Annotated in this window: 18 protein-coding genes; 3 read left to right on the forward strand and 15 right to left on the reverse strand. The window is 40.3% G+C overall.

All coding sequences use genetic code 11. The features are described from left to right. Nucleotides 1–102: 102 nt before the first annotated feature. The 4 genes from BVC88_RS02970 to BVC88_RS02985 are packed head-to-tail and all read right to left on the reverse strand — an operon-like array spanning nucleotide 103 to nucleotide 4539. Nucleotides 103–1548 (reverse strand): oxidoreductase, encoded by a 1446-nt coding sequence (locus tag BVC88_RS02970; RefSeq protein WP_075349140.1) that lies wholly within the window; start codon nucleotides 1546–1548, stop codon nucleotides 103–105. Next, on the reverse strand, nucleotides 1545–2927 hold the full coding sequence (locus BVC88_RS02975; RefSeq protein ID WP_075349141.1) for a glycoside hydrolase family 88 protein: 1383 nt from the start codon (nucleotides 2925–2927) through the stop codon (nucleotides 1545–1547). Before BVC88_RS02975 ends, BVC88_RS02970 begins: the two co-directional genes overlap by 4 nt. Then, nucleotides 2924–4330 (reverse strand): sodium:solute symporter family protein, encoded by a 1407-nt coding sequence (locus BVC88_RS02980; RefSeq protein WP_075349142.1) that lies wholly within the window; start codon nucleotides 4328–4330, stop codon nucleotides 2924–2926. Before BVC88_RS02980 ends, BVC88_RS02975 begins: the two co-directional genes overlap by 4 nt. Beyond that, nucleotides 4327–4539, reverse strand: a complete 213-nt coding sequence (locus BVC88_RS02985; protein WP_075349143.1) for a hypothetical protein — start codon at nucleotides 4537–4539, stop codon at nucleotides 4327–4329. Before BVC88_RS02985 ends, BVC88_RS02980 begins: the two co-directional genes overlap by 4 nt. Nucleotides 4540–4789: 250 nt before the next feature. Between BVC88_RS02985 and BVC88_RS02990 the strand changes: the two genes are divergently transcribed. Continuing rightward, nucleotides 4790–5587, forward strand: a complete 798-nt coding sequence (locus BVC88_RS02990; RefSeq protein ID WP_075349144.1) for a LytTR family DNA-binding domain-containing protein — start codon at nucleotides 4790–4792, stop codon at nucleotides 5585–5587. A 90-nt stretch (nucleotides 5588–5677) separates the two neighbouring features. Next, nucleotides 5678–6934 (forward strand): S41 family peptidase, encoded by a 1257-nt coding sequence (locus tag BVC88_RS21005; RefSeq protein ID WP_175574366.1) that lies wholly within the window; start codon nucleotides 5678–5680, stop codon nucleotides 6932–6934. A gap of 143 nt (nucleotides 6935–7077) precedes the next feature. Here BVC88_RS21005 and BVC88_RS03005 read toward each other — a convergent pair whose 3' ends face one another. Further along, entirely contained in the window at nucleotides 7078–8121 is a 1044-nt protein-coding gene (locus tag BVC88_RS03005; RefSeq protein ID WP_075349145.1) for a hypothetical protein, read from the reverse strand. A 270-nt stretch (nucleotides 8122–8391) separates the two neighbouring features. Here BVC88_RS03005 and BVC88_RS03010 point away from each other — a divergent pair, with 270 nt between their 5' ends. Continuing rightward, the gene (locus BVC88_RS03010; RefSeq protein WP_075349146.1) at nucleotides 8392–8934 is read left to right on the forward strand and encodes a hypothetical protein; all 543 of its coding nucleotides are present in this window, start codon (nucleotides 8392–8394) and stop codon (nucleotides 8932–8934) included. Between the two features lie 151 nt (nucleotides 8935–9085). Here BVC88_RS03010 and BVC88_RS03015 read toward each other — a convergent pair whose 3' ends face one another. The 10 genes from BVC88_RS03015 to BVC88_RS21270 all read right to left on the reverse strand — a co-directional run bounded on the left by BVC88_RS03015 (nucleotide 9086) and on the right by BVC88_RS21270 (nucleotide 19927). Continuing rightward, nucleotides 9086–10606, reverse strand: a complete 1521-nt coding sequence (locus BVC88_RS03015) for a DUF1214 domain-containing protein (protein ID WP_075349147.1) — start codon at nucleotides 10604–10606, stop codon at nucleotides 9086–9088. A 236-nt stretch (nucleotides 10607–10842) separates the two neighbouring features. Then, nucleotides 10843–12036 carry an MFS transporter gene (locus BVC88_RS03020; protein ID WP_075349148.1) on the reverse strand — a complete coding sequence of 398 codons (1194 nt, stop codon included), beginning with the start codon at nucleotides 12034–12036 and terminating at the stop codon, nucleotides 10843–10845. A gap of 36 nt (nucleotides 12037–12072) precedes the next feature. Then, a complete protein-coding gene (locus tag BVC88_RS03025) occupies nucleotides 12073–12711 on the reverse strand; it encodes a hypothetical protein (protein WP_075349149.1) in 639 nt (212 codons plus the stop codon). A gap of 50 nt (nucleotides 12712–12761) precedes the next feature. Then, nucleotides 12762–14255, reverse strand: coding sequence for an amidohydrolase family protein (locus BVC88_RS03030; protein ID WP_139316510.1), 1494 nt, complete (start codon nucleotides 14253–14255; stop codon nucleotides 12762–12764). A 47-nt stretch (nucleotides 14256–14302) separates the two neighbouring features. Continuing rightward, the gene (locus BVC88_RS03035) at nucleotides 14303–16186 is read right to left on the reverse strand and encodes an outer membrane protein assembly factor BamB family protein (protein WP_075349442.1); all 1884 of its coding nucleotides are present in this window, start codon (nucleotides 16184–16186) and stop codon (nucleotides 14303–14305) included. A gap of 276 nt (nucleotides 16187–16462) precedes the next feature. Continuing rightward, entirely contained in the window at nucleotides 16463–17098 is a 636-nt protein-coding gene (locus BVC88_RS03040) for a hypothetical protein (RefSeq protein ID WP_075349150.1), read from the reverse strand. 186 nt (nucleotides 17099–17284) lie between these two features. After that, nucleotides 17285–18367, reverse strand: coding sequence for a sensor histidine kinase (locus BVC88_RS03045; RefSeq protein ID WP_075349151.1), 1083 nt, complete (start codon nucleotides 18365–18367; stop codon nucleotides 17285–17287). Between the two features lie 225 nt (nucleotides 18368–18592). Next, nucleotides 18593–18958: a DUF2200 domain-containing protein gene (locus tag BVC88_RS03050; protein WP_075349152.1), complete on the reverse strand. Its 366-nt coding sequence runs from the start codon at nucleotides 18956–18958 to the stop codon at nucleotides 18593–18595. After that, entirely contained in the window at nucleotides 18955–19692 is a 738-nt protein-coding gene (locus BVC88_RS03055) for a gamma-glutamylcyclotransferase family protein (RefSeq protein WP_139316511.1), read from the reverse strand. Before BVC88_RS03055 ends, BVC88_RS03050 begins: the two co-directional genes overlap by 4 nt. Nucleotides 19693–19771: 79 nt before the next feature. Continuing rightward, a complete protein-coding gene (locus tag BVC88_RS21270) occupies nucleotides 19772–19927 on the reverse strand; it encodes a hypothetical protein (RefSeq protein WP_175574367.1) in 156 nt (51 codons plus the stop codon). Between the last annotated feature and the right edge of the window lie 420 nt (nucleotides 19928–20347).

Consider the following 20347-nt stretch of genomic DNA (forward strand, 5'->3'; position numbering starts at 1 on the left):
AATTAAGCTTTGACGAATATGAACCTGCTCTCTGGTATTGTCTGATCTTAAAATCCAACCACTCTTTTATTCAGGTATTTAGCCTCTAAAAACCGATACTTTTCAAATTGATTTTAGTTCTTTCAACATGGTGAACTCTTCCATCTTTTTATAAAAAGGATCCAGTGGAAAACAGCCAGAAATCATTCCGTTTCGGGGAGCAGTCGTACAATCTGAAAAAGTACGGCAAATCTTCCCCCGTTTCATCTGTTCCCCAGCTAAGATGTCAGCCGGTAATTCCGGATAACTAAGAACCATTCTTCCTAACCCAATCGAATCTGCTTTGCCTGTCCTTAATACTTCCTGCCCCACATTTGGGAGCCATTCCTGAAGGTAAGAATAGGCAGATCCTACCACATAGAATTCAGGAAATGCTTTTTTCACTTCTGCTGTGGCTTTGATTTGCCGGGCAACTCCCATCAAGGGATCCTCCGGTGGCATATATCCATCTGAAGGTGGAAATAGCGCTGGCCGTTGAATATGTGGATTGTAATAGGGACTTCCTGCTGTGGTGCAAAGCAGTTCAATATCTAATTTTTTCAGTTCTTCTAAGAAGGAAAAAGGCTCAGAAAGATCGGTTTCTATTCCTGATTGATTTGCGCCAAATGCAAATTTATATTCCCCATCGAAGGCTGGAATACCAGTTCCGTCCGGTCCTTTTTGAAAAGGCATCCAATCAAAAATACTCATCCGCACACCAATCTCTAGACCCGGAGCCTCAGCTCTGATTCCAGCTACGATTTCCCGAAGAAAACGGCTCCGGTTTTCCATTGATTGACCATATATCCCAGATCGATCATAAGCGCTCAGCAGCTCATGACCCAAATACCCGTGACAATGCTTGATATCCACAAATCGAAAACCTGCCTTTTGAGAAAGCACAGCCGCTCGCACATAATCGGCTACCAATTCGTTCAGATCCCCATCTGACATGATTGGATAGTCCTCAGGAATTCCAAATTTCTTATCTAAAACCGGATGCCTGTATAGGATCTTTGGCTCCATCTTGGTTTTGGAGTTTGGCTTGCAAAACCTGCCCGAATGGGTGAGCTGCAAACCCGTCAATAAATCTTCTGTACTACCAAAGCGAGTAGAGTGCTCTTTTTCAATAAGTTGATAAAGTCCTTCAAAATCTTTCAGGTTTGAATCATTCATCAACAATTGATTGGGGTTGGCTCGGCCTTCATGTCGAACCGCCACTGCTTCGCAACCCCAAAGTAGCTTAGCGCCACTGATTGCAAAATTACTCCAGCGCCTTTTTGTCAGTTCCGAAGGCTTTCCATCAGTAGTTCCATCCCAGCCTTCCATGGGTAGAATGCAAAATGAATTGCCAATTTTATTTCCGGATCGAAGCTGATGTCCTTTGGCAAATGGAGAATCACTTCCAGGTATCAATTCTTCATCAAAATCCAATTTGATTTCTTGTTCATCCAGGTGATTTCTGAATTGTTCTGCCGTTTTCAGTTGCGCGACGCGGGTAAATTGAGGTTTATATTTTCCAGTACTCATGAGCTTGGGATGCAGTTGAAGAAACTATAATAAGGTGCGCCATCCTTCATTCGCTGAAGCAAAAGTGCCAATTCCCGGGCATGGTAATCTCCCCACATGCAGGATTCTCCATAAGGCGCTTTGCCGGGCTCGGGTTGGTAATCCCAGCCATTAGGCTGATGATAGATTGAATGCAGAATGAGTCCCTGATGACTTTCTGAAGTTGAAAGGTATGGCTCCTGAAAAAGATTTTTTGCAATCTGAATTCCTGCTTTCAGGTATTTTTCAGATCGATCGGGGTCTGATTTTTTAAGAAAATTCGAAATTCGAATGAATCCCTGAGCCGAAATACATGCAGCCGAACTATCCACTGGTTCCAATCCATTGAAAGGATCTGAAGGGCGATTCAAATAATCTCCCAATTCATGCAGTCGCGGGGCTCCGGTATCCCAGTAGGTGATTCCATCGGTAGGAGTATTGGCGAGGTAAAACTCCGAGGTAGCAATCCCAGCGTTCGTCAATTCCAAGATCAACTCATCTTTTGAGATGATTACTTCATAATCTTTAGGATCAATCTGATCCAATATCTCCAGAGTCTCGCCAAGTCCACAGATTGCCCAGGCTAATCCTCTTGTCCAAGTACTAAATCCAGTATACCCTTGCTGAGAGTTGGGGCAGCGGTAAGCTCCATCATTTGTATTGAAAATAATTTCATGAGCCGTCCGACCGGCTACATCATAGCTATCCCGGCCATTACCATAATAAATTGAATACCGAACGGTACTCAAGATATGCTGAATCGCTCGCTGAATGAGTGAAATCTTTTTATCATTCTCCCCTTGATATACATGCCCTAACCCATGCGAGACTACCAATGCTCTACAGGATCGTATCGTATCCACGAATAAGGAATGCGGGCCATTGAAAGAATAAATAAAACCACCGGAAGGAATGCTAGTCCAACGCATTGCTTGTACAGCTCCACTGACTTTCAGGGCAAGTTTATAAAATTCACTTTCCCATTCGGAGCCCTCAATTTTCCCCTCATTAATCAATCGAAGAAGGTTGCCATAAGTGCTTACATTGTTGAAACCATGATCATGAACGCCGGTATGCGTAAGGTGAGGAGCCATTTTTTGCACCGTGTTTTCTCTCCCAATTTTTAAAAATTCCTTATTCCCGGTTGCATCAAACTGAAGCAAAGCTGAACCGTATTGAAATCCCTGAGTCCATTCGGTCCAACCTCTGCTTACATATTTCCCCTTTTCAGTGAAAACAGGAGCTCCAATCTTTGGATTAAAAGATTGCTCAATCAAATGAATTTTCTTTCCTGAGATTTCCCAAAATCGATCTAGGGACGGACCCAGGTCAGCTAAAGAGAGTTTAGATTCAAGTTTCATACTAGAGTTTTTTGAGTAAAATGATGCCTGATCATCAGCACCGATGTGATTAAAGCTAGGATTCCGTACATGACAAAATCCAGCGCTTGCCCAGCGATTTTATCAGGAACAATTCCCAAAAGGGAGAGGATGAAATAAGCCAGTGCAATACTTGATAGGATGAGCAATGATTTTGGAGGATGTTTGAAAATCACTGCGCCAAGTACTACAGGAGCGATCATGGAAGTTCCCGTAAAACTAACCCGAGCAAGAAGCACCAATTCGTCAGACATGTAACTGGAAAATATCAAGACGATAATTGAAAAGATTAAAATAGAGATTTTGGTAGCCCGCATATTAAACTTATCGGTACCTGAAAGGAGTGATCTTAGCTCTGTACCCAAAGCAAAAATCTGGGCGTTTGTAGTCGAAAGACAAGCTGCAAATAATCCGACCACTGCCAGTGCCGCAACCGGAACTGCCTGGTCAAATAGCAACGCCTGAGAAAGGAAGTCTGCGGTGCTTGCATCCGGGTATTTGATCGCTCCATAGAGCCCGATGAAAGCCGTTGGCAGAATTACCAACATGGCAAAAATTCCCACTGCATAGGCCATTTGGTGAACTGATTTTAGATTTTTCATCACGACCAAACGCGTCGTAAACTGAGGTTGGGAAACGGGGATCAAAACAATAGCAATTGCCGAAGCCACCAGAAATTGCATGCTAAATAGCCCCTTTGGACCTGGCAGGCTGAGTAATTCAGAATTTATGGCTTGGACTCGCTCTGTGGCTTGCTCAAATCCTCCCGCCATTTTCAAACAAGTCAGGCCAATAATCCAGATAACGACCAGCATGATCACTCCCTGAATAGCATCGCTGTACACAATGGCTTTGAGACCCCCAATTTGAGAGTAAACCAACATGATTAGCACCAAAATAGCAGCCCAAGACCAAGAAGGAAGCATTTGCGGGAAAGCTGCATCCAAGAAGATAGATATTCCTCGAATCTGTATCGAGACATATGGGATCAGGAAAAGAAAAGAACTGACAAAGACTAAATATCCCGCATAACGGTTTCCGTAGCAGGATTTCATAAAACCAGCTACCCCCTGATAACCTACCAGAGCGGCTCTTTTGCGAAGGGCATATCCAAACCAGATTAGGAAGAAGACCATAAGCGCATCTGAAAGAGCCAAAAAGATCCAGGCTCCTACACCATGTGTTCGGAAGAAATCAGGCATTCCCATAAAAGTAAAGGCACTGAAAAGCGCTGCCGAAAAGGTCAGAAAACCCAGAATAGCGCCAATATTAGAGCCTCCGAGAATAAACTCATCAGAGGTTCTATTTTTACGATAAGACAAATAGGACGCATAGCCCAACATTCCCAAAAAGATGGAAAAGAAGAAAATCAGCCAACCGATCATGGTTTTTTGGGATCTTCAAATGGAAAAATTCTGGAAGCTATATAGGTGCTTACCACTACCAGAAAAGTGACTAAAAATCCGGACCAAAAAATAAAGGGAATCCCGAATAGCTCTGGCACAGCTTTATTTTCCCTGAAAATAAATAAGAATGAAATGATACAGAGTGCTGATACAAACAGCACCAAAAGCTTCCAGATTTTCAGTTTCATGGGCTAGGTTATTTTGAGAAATTGGCTTTCAGCGGAAATTTCGATTGAAAACCCGCTTAAAATAGCAATTATCTCTTTCAATGCTAGCCTGTCGTGAAGACGAATTTTGAGAGGAGTGGACAGAAATGTTATTTTTTTTTTGAAGTGGAAGGTTGATACAATTTTAAAAACTAAAGGATTGGCTACTTCAAAACTCAAAATTCCTATGTTAGGATTGGTTTTTCTGATACTATTGTAGATAAAACCAGCTATGTTAAAACAGCGATACCCCTTTGATCCATCTGTCAAGCATCACTTGATTATTGCTTTGGGCCTGGCTGTCTGGATATTTGTCTTTTTATTTTTTACAGAGCCTCTTGATGTTGGTCAGTTGGATAGTAGGGAAAAGCTGACATATCTGCCTATTTATGGGCTTTTTGGCTCAATTTGCTATTTAATCTGTTTGCCATTTCAATTTTGGTTGCTTAACAAAACAGGAAGGTGGTTAATCTGGGCAGAATTCACGTTTTTTTTCTTTCTGTTCATTTTAAGCTTTATTACTACCCGCTTGATTTATTACTATTTGGTGGTGGATGCGGATCCTTACGCCTACCCAATTTTTTATTTTACCACTTCAATTTATTTACCCGCTGCATTGACAGTTTTCCCGATTGTGGGACTTGGCCGCTGGTCTTTTGGGAAGTATAAGGAAAAGCGGCTGGAGAATGAAAAAATCGAAATAAGGGGGATGGGTAATTATGAAAGTTTGCGCCTGCAAATGAATGATCTTATTTGTATTCAGTCCTCCGATAATTATGTAGAGGTAATTTTTAAAGAGGGAGAAAAATTGAAGACACAGTTGATCAGAAATAAGCTGACATCGGTGGAGGAGCAACTGCCCGAATTGATCCGTACCCATCGATCATTTTTGATAAATCCCTACCATTTTAAACAATGGAAAACCGGTAATAGAAAGGTTCAGATTTTACTCAGCGATGGAATTGAAGTGCCGGTTTCCAAGACATATCAAGACATTTTAAAAAGTGCTGTAAATTTCACCACAGAATAGTACGTTTTCGCCACAATACCTCCTAATTGAGCTTGGAGGCAGATTTGAGTTTGTATGTTTGAATCAGTCAAACACATAAACTTTATCAAAATGAAAACTTTATTTACCCTCCTGGTTCTTATTTCTTTCCCCTTTCAACTTATTGCTCAAAGTAAATGCGACTGCAAGCCTGAGCTTGATTTTGTCTATGAGCAAATGAAAAGTAATTCTTCCTTCAAAGATCAAATAAAAGGAAAAAAAAGGCTGGAGGTTGAAGAGAAATACCAAAACCTAGGTGCTCAAATGGAAGAGGACATTAGCACCCTAGATTGCTTTTGGGTACTCAACGATCTCATGGCTGTGGTGCAGGATAAGCATTCTACCCTTACGGAGGTAGGGCCTAACTATAAAGCTGAAAGTATCCTTGACTCAGTATTTATTCAGGAGTATAGGTCTACAGAAGCTTTCCAAAATTTCCCAAAAACTGATAGAAATATTGAAGAGCTGAAGCAAAGTCTGCAAGGAAAAGCCACCGAAGATATAGAAGGTATTTATGCTATCGGAAATAAGATCAAAATGGGTGTTTATCGTACTTCCTCCCCTGATAGTTTGGTCGGAGTGATCCTATCTTCGGAAATGGGGATATGGGAGCCTGGACAAATTTATAGCTATATAAAAGAATCCAATATCCCCTCTCATTACGATATCACCTACTATAGTTCAGTCCGGAAAAATCTGCTTTTTTCTAAGGCTCAATTTTTTGATTATGGAATGTTATTACCAGGTGTGGTCAAGGAGAACGTACAGAAGAATTATGCATGGATTGATAAGGAAGAGGAGGAGGGCTATACGCTTTCTTATTTAAGCGATGATGTACAATATGTCTGGTTAAATAGTTTTTTTCGAAAAACAATGCCCGCCAAGCGTGATGCTTTGATAGCACAAATAAGTACAGATCTCTCTGCAAAAAACTTGATTATAGATTTAAGGAATAATGCTGGTGGAGCTGACAAAATCTCTTTACCAATTTTGAAAGCACTAAAAAAGAAGTCGGTCAATATCTACATAATCACAAATTTCTTTACCGGGTCAAATGCTGAGATGACCACCGTTCGATTGAAAAAACAATTTGATGCTACTCAATTGGGACAAAGAACCTATGGAGCGATTAGCTACGGTTCGAATTACGGGCGAAGTTATGATTCCCCTTCAGGGCTATTCAATTTTTACCCAACGGATATGCGGCAAAAACAATTTATTGCCTATGAGGAAGTAGGTGTGAGGCCAGACGTGACCTTAGCGCCAGAATCTGACTGGATAGAGCAAACTTTAAAATATATCGAGTCTCAAAGCGAAGGAAAAAAGTAAGTCAGAAATTTGAGGCTGAATCAGAAACGGGTAAGATGTGTTTGACTACTGTCTCATCCAAAAAGAGGCCACTCATTGGGTGGTCTTTTTCCATTTTGTGGAGTTAATCAAAATCGCCAATTTCAATGCTAGCCTGCAGTACCTTACTTTTTTAAAACCAAGACTTTGCTGTCCATGACATTACCGATAAACAAATAGTCTCCCCAAGGCAGAGCCACCGAAGAACCTGAAATTGTTGTTCCCGGGTCGGTAAAGATTGATTTCACAGTTGAGTTTTCTGAAGTGTAACTGATTTGAATCACTTCAGATGGAGCTGTAGGCTTTTTACCTGCAGCATAGGATGCGAATTGCAATAGATTTGGATGGGCTCCAATCCAAAGATTTCCGGAAGGATCTAATTCGATGTTATCAACTCCGGTTCCAACTTCTATATCTTCTAAAAGAGTTAAGTTCCAGTTTTCATCCACTTGGTAAACCTTGACTTGAAAAGCTCTGACAGAGGCTACATAGAGTAATCCCTTGGCGGAATCAAACTGAATTCCATTGGCATAGCCAATTCTTCCGACTTTGATCTCTGCAGATTGCCCATTGTAGAAACCCACATTCGAAGCTTTGATACCAATATAGTTTTCTGCAAAAACTCCAAGCCCATCGGTATAGCCATGATCATTGGAATAATAGAATTCCTCAGGTCCAACCATCACGAGGTCATTTGGACTGATGAAATTTGAATCTGTGATTGTTTTTTGATGGATGAGATTTTTTCCTTCCAAAATGAAATGTTCAACCGAATGATTTCCGTCCACATGGTTGATTGCCATCAGTCCATACTTCGCAGAATCTAATTGGAATATGCTGATGCCATGTGGGAAGAAAGGAAAATCCAGCTGATCAGTGAGTGAAAAAGCTTCAAAGGAAGGATCTCTTAAATCGATTAGGTAAAGCCCTTTTATTCCTTCTTTTCCTTCTCGTCTTGCAGCACGATCATCCACAGAAAGAATTAATAGACTATCGGCTCGCGCGATGGCCATATCTTCCACTCCTGGTAAAGCTATGGTTTGATAAATGGGACCAAATGAATTACTCGATTCGACTTCCCTGAAGAAGCCTGTGGTGTAAAAAATGTTAAATAAAAATCCTCCCAGCAACATAAGGATCAAGAGCACAGTCAGAATAAATTTTCTCATAGAAGGGCAATGGTTAGAAAGATGAATTTAAGTAAAAAAGCGAAATAGAAATTTGAATAAACCTGATCAACTGAAGCTATATCGGGAATCTATTCCCCAAAAAACGGATATTCCTCATTTGTAATTGGCCAAATCTTATTTGATTTTGAATACTACTTTTGAGAAAATTAGATTAACCCTCTATTTACCAGTGCTATTTGTAGTTTCCTGAACTTGAATTGTCAAATGGGTATCCCTTTTGGAAGAGGATGAGGAAATAAACAAATACTAATGAAAAAGCTATTTCTAATTCTTTTTGTCGGGATGATTTCTCTGACTTCAAATGCGCAGCAAACAAGAGAACTGGATGAGATCAGCCAGCAAAATTCCTGGTTAAAGCTTGGACTTAACCTAGGTGTACCGATAGGGGATTTGAGTGATTACTCCAAGCTTGCTTTTGGAGTAGAGGCTGCAGCCCAGTTTATGCGAACTGACAATTATGGACTGGGTATCACCACAGGTTATACCAAATATTATAATAAGGATAACGCATCACTTGACGGCTCGGAAAAAGGCTTCGGCGCGATTCCGCTCGGTTTGATGTTTCGTTACTATCCTCAGCCATCCGGCTTTTTTGCTGGAACTGATGTGGGATATACCTTCTTTACTGATTTCAATCAAAACGAAGGTGGCGCTTACATCCGTCCTCAATTGGGCTACCATAATTACAACTGGAATGTATTCGCTTTCTACAATCAGGTTTTCCGTGCTGATCCAAGCATCGATGTACAAACCATTGGTCTAGCTGTAACCCATAATTTGAGGTTTAAGTAATCCTTCCTGAAAGTCTAAAACAAAATCCAAAGCTTAAAAGAAGCTTTGGATTTGAAGTATGAAAAACCAGTGCTGAAATCTTTCAGTGCTGGTTTTTTTTTAAATAGATTACAATAAAAGGGTAAGTATTGAAGATGAAACTAGATAAAAATCATTGTTCTTCGACAACTTCAAAATCATTCAATTGGAATGATTTGTTGAAGAAGGGTTCGGTAGGAGCGTAAAGCCTGAAGTAAACGAACCAGCCATCTTTACCAACAGTTTTCATAAAATTACTTTCAAGTCCTTTTGGTGCTTTATTTCCGATATACAAATCAATCGATCCGTCTTCATTGTATTGGAGTTGCTTCATCTTGCTATCCAGACTAGTACTGGGAACTTCCGTGCCTCCATTGTCATAGGGTCTTCTTGTATTTTCACTGTAAAGCGTCAAGGCCCAAAATTGTAAAACAGGTACGTCTTTGGGTACTGTCAATTTGTAGGTTTTGTCTGCTCTAAATAATTCTCCTTTACTGTCTCGTTTTACAGTCATATATACTTGACCTTTGCCAGCAGTAGGATTTACCATACTTTCGGTACTTGTGACAGCCTCATAAAACCAGACTGATCGCTCATCCAGCTCCACCTTGTAATCAGTGATTTGAGGGACGGTAAAGTCAAAACTCTTGTACCAATTTTTGCCTTCCCAATACGTTTCAGCAAAGCGAGGATTTGTCTGGAGGTTTCGAAGCATTAGCTCACCCATTTTAAGACCCTCGAGCAGAATTTTTGTTTGTCGTTCACTAGGGTTAAAATCCTTGCCTTTCATGATGCCAAGTGGCTCTAACATCGCCATCCAAACTTTGTCCTGCTCCCTGACAGGTTCTTCATTGATAATCTGGTGGAGCATTCGCCAATAGTTCATATCGCGAGGAGCAGTGGCACTCCATTCTTTGTCTATGTTTTCTTTGAAGACTGTGAGTACTTTTGCTTCGCCCACTCTACCCATTTTTAGCGCTGATTTAAACTTTTCAACTACTTCAGGACTAGAATCAATGAGACGCATTCCAATAAAAATTGAGTTTGTAGCTGATTGATATACTTGAACTCCTTTTTTCTCATACTTTGATAGCTCCTCATTTGGTCCAATGATAATGTAAGTTCCACCCTTACCTTGATCTGGACCATTTAGCCCCATACTTCCGATTGGTCTTTGCCATAAATCCAAAAATGCACTCGCCGTCTGTCCAGCCGGATAGTCTATTTCAATACCGCCGTTGGCTAGATTACAAAACTGAATGATGTATGGGGTAGTCAGGTTTGCAGTTACAATTCCTCTTTTTTCCTTTAAGGTTTGAAATACCGCAAACTCTCCAAGCTCCCCGGTATCATAATTTTTGTTCTGTTCTTCTATCCAAGTATAGAAACTTACAATAGGGGTGGACCAAATGTATGCTTGAGAAGCACGCTGAAAATCTAAGGCATCAAATAGCTTTTCAGCGCTTTCATCGGTTAAAAAATTATGCTCCAATTCTAGCGTTCCATAATAGGAGTCAATTGTTTCATCACCTGAAAGCCTTGCATCGACAAGTGGAGTTGCTGAACCTTCGCTTTCGATATTCGAATTTTTGATCTCTGTACAACTCGTGATTACTATAGCCCATAGGATCAGGATAAAAATAGATTTCGACATTCTTTTTCGTTTTATGTAGATTCTTTCAAAGTGTATTTTCAATACAAGATATGGGTTTTCCGATTTAATGGTCTGGGTAAAAGAGTGTCAAGAATTTAAAAAGTAGCAATTAACGGTTAGAATTTTTCTTCAAAACCAAAGGATGGTAAAGTTAATCTAGGCATCTATCATCAAAATAATCTAGTGCAGACTAAATTCAATTTTGGGTTTTTTAATTGACATAAATGCTTCTATTATTATTGTCCATTTGTATTATTTAAGAGTGTTGTTGGTTTAGGGACAGTTAAAAAGTAAAAAATTACAAATAGAGTTGCTATTCCTGTCATAATGAATGCTGTTGTTGCACCGAAATGAAACCAGATCAAGCCGGTCAGTGAACTTGCCAACATGGTACAAATACTTTGAAGCCCAGTAAATGTTCCAATAGCCGTCGCGATGTTTTTCTTTTCAGAAATATTTGAAATCCAAGCTTTTGAAACTCCCTCTGTCGCCGAAGCATAGATTGCATAAAGAAAAAACAGCCCGAAAAAGAAGTAAAGATTCGTGTTGACGGACATGCCAAAATATACTAAAGCAAATACTGCAAGTCCGGCGATGAATATGGTTTTCAACCCTACTTTGTCAGCAAGAATACCAATTGGGAAAGCGAACAAGGCATAAATAAGATTGTAAAAAATATAAACTCCAATGACACTTGTGTCATCAAGTCCAGATTGCTTTGCCTGCAGCAAAAGGAAAACATCCGAACTGTTGAATAGAGTAAATATTAAAAGTCCGATAACGACTTTTCTATATTGAGGAGGACTTTCTTTCCAATAGTTTAGGAATGAAAAAAACGGAGTTTTGACTTTTATTTTTGACGCATTCACTTTTTTCTCCTTGAGATAAAATGAGGATAGAACCGCTAGCAATCCGGGAATAAATGCAATAAAAAATAGCGTCTTGTAATCTTCCGGATAGAAATACAAGTAAAGCAAAGCTAGAGAAGGCCCGATAGCAGCCCCAAGCGTGTCCATCGAACGATGGAACCCAAATATTTTTCCTTTGGTCTCAGGCGTAGCCTCATCTGAAAGAATCGCATCTCTTGCGCCAGTTCGAATCCCCTTGCCTAATCGGTCAATTGTTCGTGAAAAAAATATCCAAAGTGGGAATGTGAAAATTGCCATCATTGGTTTTGAGATGGCGCTAAATGCATAGCCTATTTGTACAAAAGGAACTCGCCTGCTTGAAGTGTCGGAAAGCTTGCCAAAATAGCCTTTGCTTAGCCCTGCTGTTGCTTCGGCTACACCTTCAAGAATTCCTATCAACACGATTGAAAACCCAATTGTCTTTAGGTAAATAGGCATGATCGGATAGAGCATTTCACTTGCCGTGTCGGTAAGCAAACTGACTACCGATAAAACCCAAACTGTCCTTGTGATAGATTTCAATTTTTTATTTGGAGCTTGTATTGTTTCAGTGGAGGGTTATTTTTTGCTTTTTTCAAATTGCTCCCCGTTCCAAGTGAATAGAAAGCGATCGGTTTTTATCCATCCTTCTGCTTGATTTGTAAAGGGATTTACCAGGTATTCAATTGAACTCGCCTCGGCTGGAACTAAATTGTAGCTTGTATTCAAGTTTCTACTTGGTGTTTTTACGCTGTCTGGAAGATTATCTTTTAGAAATTGAAAAGCTTCGATGGTTTTTGGAAGACCTAAATTTTCGTTGAGTGTAAGCGATCTGTCTTGGTAGTCAAAAGTCAAAAGGGTATGCTGATCATATGCACTTCGAGTACCTCCAAATTTTGCATACACCACAGCAAGGGAACCATCAATCTTTTGAAATTTCCGGATTTCAATAATTACAATTCCGCTTTGCCCTGATGGATAGCTATAGATCAGTTGAATAAAGTCCTTTTCAGAAGTATAGTCGCATTTCAATGATTCTCTTTCGTCTCCACCCGGAATTGCGTAAGTCCCATTTTGGATTAAAGAGTCTTTGGCTTCTAGATTCAGATCGATTGTATATTCTAATGGAATAGCTCTGAAAACGTCTTCTATGGTCTGTCCGAAGGCTATACTTTCTAAGGTAAAGAAGAAAAGTAAAGTCAGAAATTGTTTTTTCATTTTTAGATCACAAAATTATGACTTTCAGTTAGGACAAGCTTTCCTCGCAGCTACTTCTTAAACTTCCCATAAATAGGGTTTCCCGGAAAAACATTTAAAACCGTCTCGCCTTTTCTCAAGACAAATGTCCCAGTGACCAATACATATTCTATTCCTTCGGAAAAGGCCAAGCCTTCTTCAAAAGTAGCTTTGTCAATGACTGTGTCGGGATTAAAGATCGTGATATCGGCATCAGCTCCAACTTGAATTCTACCTTTGAAGCGCATCATTGGAGATAAGTCTTCCATGCGTTTGGCAGGAAGGAGTGTCATTTTTGCGATAGCGGTAGGAAGGTCTATCAGTTTTTCTTCGCGTACATATTGGCCCAGAACTTTCGAGTAAGTTCCCGCGGTGCGGGGATGGGCAAGCTTGGAGTAGCTGGATCCGTCCGAAGCGATCATTACTCCAGGAGCTGCTATGCCAGTTTTGATCCATTCGGGTTTCATCAGGTGGATAATTACCGTACCGCCTGTTTTCTGGTAGACTTCAAAAGTCTCTTTTGTCAATCGTTCTCCAGTGGCTACCCATTGCAAGTCTCCATAACTTATTCCCAATCGATCCTGCCAACCATCGTTAAAAATAGCACTAGCCAAACCAGTAGAGGCAGCAGTATAGGGATACAATTCAGTGCTGATATCAAATCCTTTATCCTGAGCTGTTTGCACCATTTTTACCGATAAGCCGATTTGATCCAAAGACACAGAATTGATATGCACGATGTGTAGGGGAGCTCCGGTAAGTATGGCATCTGCAATGACTTCCTGAACAGAATAGACATTTGGGATACGCACATGAGTATATACCAGGGCCTTCATTTCTCCAGCCAACTCAAATACCCGATACATTTCTTCAGCCTTAGTATTGGGAAGGTATCCTATAGGAACTCCTATTCCCAATCCTCCCTCTTCCAGGGATAACTTGATATTCTGATGCGTCAGGACTTCTTCTTCGGGGCTCAATTGCTCCAGATAAGATTGCGGCATAAGATCTCCAACCTTATCAATACTGGATTCCCAAGACGAAGCTTGGGAAGAGGCATCTTCAACAGCCTGCTTATATTTATCCATGGACCTAAAACGCTCATAGGGCCAATTGACGCTGGCGCCATAATGGATCAGCGCCTTTGACTTTCGGGATTCGTACCACATGCCTAGATTCTCAACACCCCATTCCAAGTCAAGCGCTGTGGTGACTCCATCGTGCAACTGGTATTCTTGCTCTACATTGGTACGACCGTGCACATGAAGATCTATAAATCCCGGTGCGACCACCAGACCAGATACATCGATGACCTCCTTTCCCCGCAGGGGTTCTGAACTGATTTCCGCAATTCGATTTTGAATGATTCCAACGTTTCTAACCGCATCCAATTTGGTCTCCGGGTCAATCACTCGACCTCCTTTGAGGACGATATCATACTGGATGTTGGATTGTGCGAATGTCGCTTGGATGAGTTGAAGACAGAGTAAAAAGCTGCAAAAAAGGCTGAGGGATTTGCTTATCATAGATTGTTTTTTGGGGAAATAAGGGCTAAAGAATATCCCTGTTTCTATCAATTATTTTTCACTTTAAAAGCCATCAGCATATTTCCTGGCATTTGCCCAAACATCCCATAGCCGGAATTGACATACAGCATACCATCTGCCACGACAGGTGATGGGCCATCAATCGATCCACCTTTGCCTTTTTGTCCATTTACGGTTTCATATTCTCTGACAGTATCATACTCCCATAAGACAGATCCATCCTTGGTCGAATAAGCCCGAACAAATCCATTGAGGTCACCTTCGAAGACGATTCCAGGAATGACAGTCGGCGCAGCAGAATTGGATTGCTGACAGTTTTCACGGGTAGCTGGGTCGCAGGGTGGAGGGGAGACACTCCATACTTTTTCACCGGTTTGCAAATCCAGCGCATAGATCCCTGGTGAAGGAGCAATTGTCTCGTCACTAGGATCTAAAGCATAGACATTGTCTGAATTTGCAGCGTAGACTAGCTCGCCGTCGGTTGCCAGTCCCCAGTGAATGCCACCTAATGCGCCACCTTTTCCAATTCGGGTTTGCCAAATCACTTCTCCTGTCTCAGGTATCAGTGCATGGACGACTCCAGATTTTTGTCCTACAACCAAGATGTCTCTTTTGTTGACTTGATCATAAACCAAAATAGGAGCCATTCCGAAATCCACATCAGGGCCAGTTGGCGTGGGACAGTTAGGATTATCAGGACATCCCATATTCCAGGTGTCATTTTTAGAGGCCTGCCAATTCCATTTTAATTCTCCTGTTTTCAGATCCAGTGCCTGAATCGCATCACTGGTATTGGTAGCTGGAGCGGTATAGTTTTCACCTGTTCCAATAAATAACAATCCTCTTTTCGCATCCACAGTAGGACTTGCCCAAACTGGAGCTCCTGAAGGGCCATAGATTGAACCTCCATTTTCCTTTTTCCCGGAAATCTTGGCTTCCTCAGTGATTACTCTATGCTTCCAGATTTCAACTCCGGTTTTAGCATTCAGTGCGGTGACTCCACCCGAGGAGTTACAGCATTCATAGTTCGAATCTTGAGTGGAGACTATTTCGAAGGAAGTAATAGGAATGTAAACGATATCATCATAAACCACCACAGAGCCAGTGACCGAAGAAAGCGGGTGATGGCCGGCTCTTTTTTTCCAGTTTAATTCCCCTGTACGGATGTCAATGGAATAAACATTAGTCGCATAGTCAGCAAAGTATGCGGTTAGGGATTCTCCTGAAGCGGTATAGAAAATCGCTCCTCGGATTGCAGCATCAGCCTGAAACATCCATCCGATTTGGCCAGTATGTCGATTTAGGGCATATACTTCTCCAAACTGACTTCCTACGATCATCCAGTCTCCGATGATGGCAGGTTTGCTTCTAACTACGGTGGAGTTTGGAAAAGCAAAACTCCATTCTAGCTCCAGAGAAGATACGTTTTCGGGAGTGATTCCTGCCTGAGCTGTGGAGCGAAACCCAGTTCCTTCCATATTTCCACCCCAACCGGTATAGTTAAAATCAGCATTTATATCCTCCTCTGAAATATCGAAGGTAGTGTAAGCGGATTCTGGAATTATGACCTTTATTAATTTCTTGTTGGTGAGGTATTGTGCGACTGCCTCTCGCTCATCAGTACTTAAGGGCTCTGCCTGAACTCGCATTTTTCCCATGTTCAGGGCCGCTAAGATCGCATGAGGAGACATTCCGGCTAAAAGTCCTTTTGCTGGAGCCAGGGTGGTATTTCCATCTGCATGACAAGCAGCGCAGACGGTAGTATAGGTCTGTTCTCCAAGTTTTAACACTTCTTCTGAGATAGGAGCGTCAGATGCGGCGGATACGTTTTCAGAGGTGTTATCGGTGGGCTTTTGGCAGGAGGCGATTAGTAAAAAAGCCAGGACTATAAAAATTGAAAATTTTGACATGGAAGTAGGATTTAAAGAAGTTTGGGAAGTTGATAAAAAAAGCTTATCCAATATAACCGATTGATTTATAGAAAAAAAGTTAGAAAGAAGTATGATTCCGAGTGAGGTGCTCTTGAAATAGTTCAAAAAATGGAATTATAAAGATTAAGCAGGAGTAATTATCAGGAAGTATAAATTGATTATATCCAAGTTTGGATCTTTTAGATCCAAGGTTGAATCTTTTGAGGTGGGGGTGAGGAGTCGGAAGTGAAGGTGGGTTCAGGAAATTACATTTTCTTAGGAGGTATAGATGCAAATTGTCCAGACGAGGTAAAACCAAAGAAAACTCCAATAAGTAATCGGGTGAATTCTGCGAAGCGTGACCCAATCATACACAAAAAAGGAAATGAATAAGCCATTCCAAACCAGGATGATAAATAGGTCAGGATTGAAAAGATCTAGACCAAACTGAATTCGCCCACTGGCCCGATCTAATATAGGAATCAAGGGAAACAAAGTGCCGAGATACAGGTAACGTTTATGCCTGACTGGATTATTGCGATTTAAATAGCCTAGTAAGACCATGATCGAAAAGGAAGGCAAAAAGAATCTACTTGCTTTTACAAAATCCGACATGTTATCCCAGCCATCATAAGTTTCAATAAAAATATAAAGCGTGCTTAGCGTAACCCCAATAGCAGCCCCCATTCCGAGCATCCCTAGTTTTCTATGGGCTTTGAAATCGCCTTTCCGGATAAAATTTGACTGGATAACCAGAATTATAAACCAAACAAACCAAAATAGCCCATGAATGACAAATTTTGGATCACTGTTGCTTTTTTGGCAGATATTTGTAAACAGATTATCAGAAAATCCAATAATAGATAGGATGAGTAAAACCAGGCTCGTGGCGAGGAAATAATTCTTTTTCATAGACTTTACAAAAAGCATACAAACTACCTAGGAATCTATTTTTTGAATTGTCGAAGTCACTGAAATATAGCTATTTAATTGGCTTTTTTTTTCACGACTATTCTGAAAAAGTTGAATACCTTCTGTACTTAGTTGGGATTAAATCTCGCTGAGAAGAGAATTGCCAATTAACATTTGGCAAGCTAGTTATTTATCACCTGTACTTTCCTTTTTTATTGGAAGCTGGTAGAAAAAGTTGGAACCTTGGTTTTTGGAACTTTTTACGGCAATCTGACCATGGTGTAGGCTAATTATCTGCTTTGAAATGGCGAGGCCTAAACCTGTACTTTCTTCTCCTTCTGTTGGACGAGAACTTGTTTTTTGAAAATAGTTGAACAGACTTTTTTGCTCTGATTCAGTAATTCCAATTCCATTATCAATTACCTCCGTTAAAAGTTGGTTGCTAGTTGGCATGGAGATTTTGACCAGTATTTCGGTATTTCGATTCGAGTATTTGATCGCATTTGATAACAAGTTTCCTATTACTTCGCTTAAATAATGCTCATCAAAATCAGCCAACAGATCATCTTTTTCTGATTGAAGTGAAATCTGAATGTCTTTATTCTTCGCTAAAAGCTGATTTAAGTAAATCTGGTTTTTGATAAATAAAATATAATCTTGCGCCTTAAAATTTAAAACTAGTTTTCCTGCCTCTATCTTTGAAACATCCAGTAGATTTTCAAGAATAGTAATGCTATTACTACTTGTTTTTTTTATAATATCCAGAACTTCAGTGATTTCAGGATTTAAATCGTCTTTATGGTCCTCAATTAAAATATCTGTAAATGATTTAATGATCCCAAGAGGACCTCGTATATCATGTGCAGCTATACCAATGAATTTGTTTTTTTCTTCATTCAGTGATTTCAAATTGGTATTTAATGTTTTAAGTTTCTTTTCTTTCTTCTTGAGATAGAGTATGAGTAAGCCAATGGAAATGAACATGGAAAGACGTACTCCTGCATTCCAAATTGGAAAGAAAAGCATTGAGTAATCTCTACTCAAGTATTCGGCGAAAAACCATAAAATAGAAGCTACGAAAGAACTGAAAATAATAGCGTATGCTTTGGTGTTAGGAGCTAAGGATAAAGCAGCTATGGGCAAGAGATAGAAGAAGGCAAAAGAAAATTCTGCTCCGGTTAAATAATCCAGATATCCAATAAAGCCAATAGTTAAAATCGCAATCAGAAGCGTAATAAATCTATTTCTAATTTTTCCAATAATCTTCATTGCACCTATGTTTTTCTAAAAGCCTCAGATTGAAAGGATTTGTTTTACCGGGTTATGTAAAACTATACAGGGCTTTTTTTAAATCGCGTAGCCTGATTTTGTTCAACAGGCTATTTGTCTTCGTTTTATATTTCCGAATATCTCCTTGATAACTTCCAAAAGCAATGTTTATTTTGATTTTCAGCAATAAATGGCCTCTCTGCCAAATTGGATGGGAATGCCATTTTAACCTACCCTCAAGATCTTGTCCATCTTTTTCCCTTTTGCTAATTCATCCACTAATTTGTCTAAATACCTGACTTTCTGGGAGAGTGGATTTTCGATTTCTTCGACCCGGTACCCGCAGATCAGTCCCTTGATTAAGGGAGCATTTGGATGTAGGCGAGCTTGATCAAAAAACTGGGCAAAAGTGGTTTTTTTCTGAATCTGTTCCTGTATTTCTTGCTCGGAATATCCGGTCAGCCAAGAAATTATTTGGTGTAATTCCTCTTTCGTTTTTCCTTTTCGTTCCACCTTATTTACATAGTGAGGATAGACCGTTGCAAAGGTCATTTTCGCAATTCTTTCGTCTGTGGATACTGAATTTTTCATGATGGAGTTTTGAATTTTGAGCGTAATTCCTCCAGTTTATCCAGTGGAGGATCGATCCAAGGGATATTTATACTTTCCCGAATGATCCGCTGGTCGACAGGTTCAGTGCTCATTCGGTATTCTTCCTCGAATTCCTTTCCCCAATAGTCAAAGGCATCCAGGATAATATCCATATAACTTTGCTCGATGATGTTTTCGGTGGAGTCGGCACTCGGATCTTTGGTGAATTCCGGAAGGGCCTTGTATGCGAAAACCGGACCTCCTTCCACTATATAATCGCTAATCAAATCGGTCACTTCAAATCGTTCATATCCTAGTTCCCAGTCATCATAGGAGGGAAGATCTGCAAATGGAACAATATATAAGACACCGTTAATTACTGAGTTTGAATCCTCACGGATATTGAGGTAATGGATGTTTTGAGGTATAATAGTGTCTCCTTCCACCAAAATAGAAGCATGGTAATATTGCCCGTCCGAAGTAAAGGCAGGTAGGGTGGAGGGCCAAATAAAACTCCAGGATCTTTTATAGCCTTTGAGATGTGCCGAAAGAAATGGCCCATCATATTTACCTGCTAAAAGCCCTGTTTCAATCAGTTTTTTGGACATCAAGGAGCCATAGCCGAACATTCCCACATGTCCTTCCGGAATGATAAAGGTTTTTTTAGGTTCCTGACAACTGCCCACTATAAGTAGCATTAGGAAAGAGAAAATTAAATAAATGAGTTTTTTCATGGATGTACTATCTACTCTTCTGGTCTAAGTTTTTTCAGTCGCTTGATTTCCGCCTCGATAGTTTCTTTTAATTCAGCTATTACTTTGAAGCCCCCATTTGTGCCTTGACTGCATCAGCTGTGCCTTGGATAAATGCTTGAATTTTGGTCACTTCATCTTCAGTCAGTTTCCCCGAAAAATTCGGCATTCCCAGTTCCTTCAGTGCGTCTGTCAAGACATAAAGTGTAAGCCACATCTTCTGGGTCTTTAAGACTAAGTTTCTTCTTTGTTGTGGTACTATCTGATTGGGCATTTGAATAGCCTGTTATCATCATTAAACAAAAGAATAGACACACATAGGAAGACCGTGAGAAAAACATTGCTGGGGAAGTAGAATAAATGGGATTCTTTTGTTTAGAATATGTACTTGGCCATAAACTGTAAACGAGTTCCAACGCCAGATGAACCGTCTCCATTTTCGCGATAGAGCATCATGAATTCCCCTCCCGTATTTACTACTTTTAATGATAATCTCTATTGTTTTCAACGTGCAGCCTGGATACCAGGCTTGAGCCTTCACTACCATTGGCGTCAATACTAAACAAGTAATATTATTAGTAAAGCTTGTTTCATAGAATTACTTCTAAACGAGCACAATTTTATCAGATTTTGATCC

It is taken from the genome of Algoriphagus marinus (genome assembly GCF_001936475.1).
Taxonomy (GTDB): Bacteria; Bacteroidota; Bacteroidia; order Cytophagales; family Cyclobacteriaceae; genus Algoriphagus; species Algoriphagus marinus.

Bases quoted from the DNA above. Each gene is read 5' to 3' on its own strand.
- BVC88_RS03035 (WP_075349442.1), bottom strand. From the start codon at position 16,186: ATGTCAAAATTTTCAATTTTTATAGTCCTGGCTTTTTTACTAATCGCC.
- BVC88_RS02980 (WP_075349142.1), bottom strand. From the start codon at position 4,330: ATGATCGGTTGGCTGATTTTCTTCTTTTCCATCTTTTTGGGAATGTTG.
- BVC88_RS03015 (WP_075349147.1), bottom strand. From the start codon at position 10,606: ATGTCGAAATCTATTTTTATCCTGATCCTATGGGCTATAGTAATCACG.
- BVC88_RS02985 (WP_075349143.1), bottom strand. From the start codon at position 4,539: ATGAAACTGAAAATCTGGAAGCTTTTGGTGCTGTTTGTATCAGCACTC.
- BVC88_RS02970 (WP_075349140.1), bottom strand. From the start codon at position 1,548: ATGAGTACTGGAAAATATAAACCTCAATTTACCCGCGTCGCGCAACTG.
- BVC88_RS03040 (WP_075349150.1), bottom strand. From the start codon at position 17,098: ATGAAAAAGAATTATTTCCTCGCCACGAGCCTGGTTTTACTCATCCTA.
- BVC88_RS03005 (WP_075349145.1), bottom strand. From the start codon at position 8,121: ATGAGAAAATTTATTCTGACTGTGCTCTTGATCCTTATGTTGCTGGGA.
- BVC88_RS21005 (WP_175574366.1), top strand. From the start codon at position 5,678: ATGAAAACTTTATTTACCCTCCTGGTTCTTATTTCTTTCCCCTTTCAA.
- BVC88_RS03030 (WP_139316510.1), bottom strand. From the start codon at position 14,255: ATGATAAGCAAATCCCTCAGCCTTTTTTGCAGCTTTTTACTCTGTCTT.
- BVC88_RS02975 (WP_075349141.1), bottom strand. From the start codon at position 2,927: ATGAAACTTGAATCTAAACTCTCTTTAGCTGACCTGGGTCCGTCCCTA.
- BVC88_RS03050 (WP_075349152.1), bottom strand. From the start codon at position 18,958: ATGAAAAATTCAGTATCCACAGACGAAAGAATTGCGAAAATGACCTTT.
- BVC88_RS02990 (WP_075349144.1), top strand. From the start codon at position 4,790: ATGTTAAAACAGCGATACCCCTTTGATCCATCTGTCAAGCATCACTTG.
- BVC88_RS03045 (WP_075349151.1), bottom strand. From the start codon at position 18,367: ATGAAGATTATTGGAAAAATTAGAAATAGATTTATTACGCTTCTGATT.
- BVC88_RS03025 (WP_075349149.1), bottom strand. From the start codon at position 12,711: ATGAAAAAACAATTTCTGACTTTACTTTTCTTCTTTACCTTAGAAAGT.
- BVC88_RS03010 (WP_075349146.1), top strand. From the start codon at position 8,392: ATGAAAAAGCTATTTCTAATTCTTTTTGTCGGGATGATTTCTCTGACT.
- BVC88_RS03055 (WP_139316511.1), bottom strand. From the start codon at position 19,692: ATGAAAAAACTCATTTATTTAATTTTCTCTTTCCTAATGCTACTTATA.
- BVC88_RS21270 (WP_175574367.1), bottom strand. From the start codon at position 19,927: ATGTGGCTTACACTTTATGTCTTGACAGACGCACTGAAGGAACTGGGA.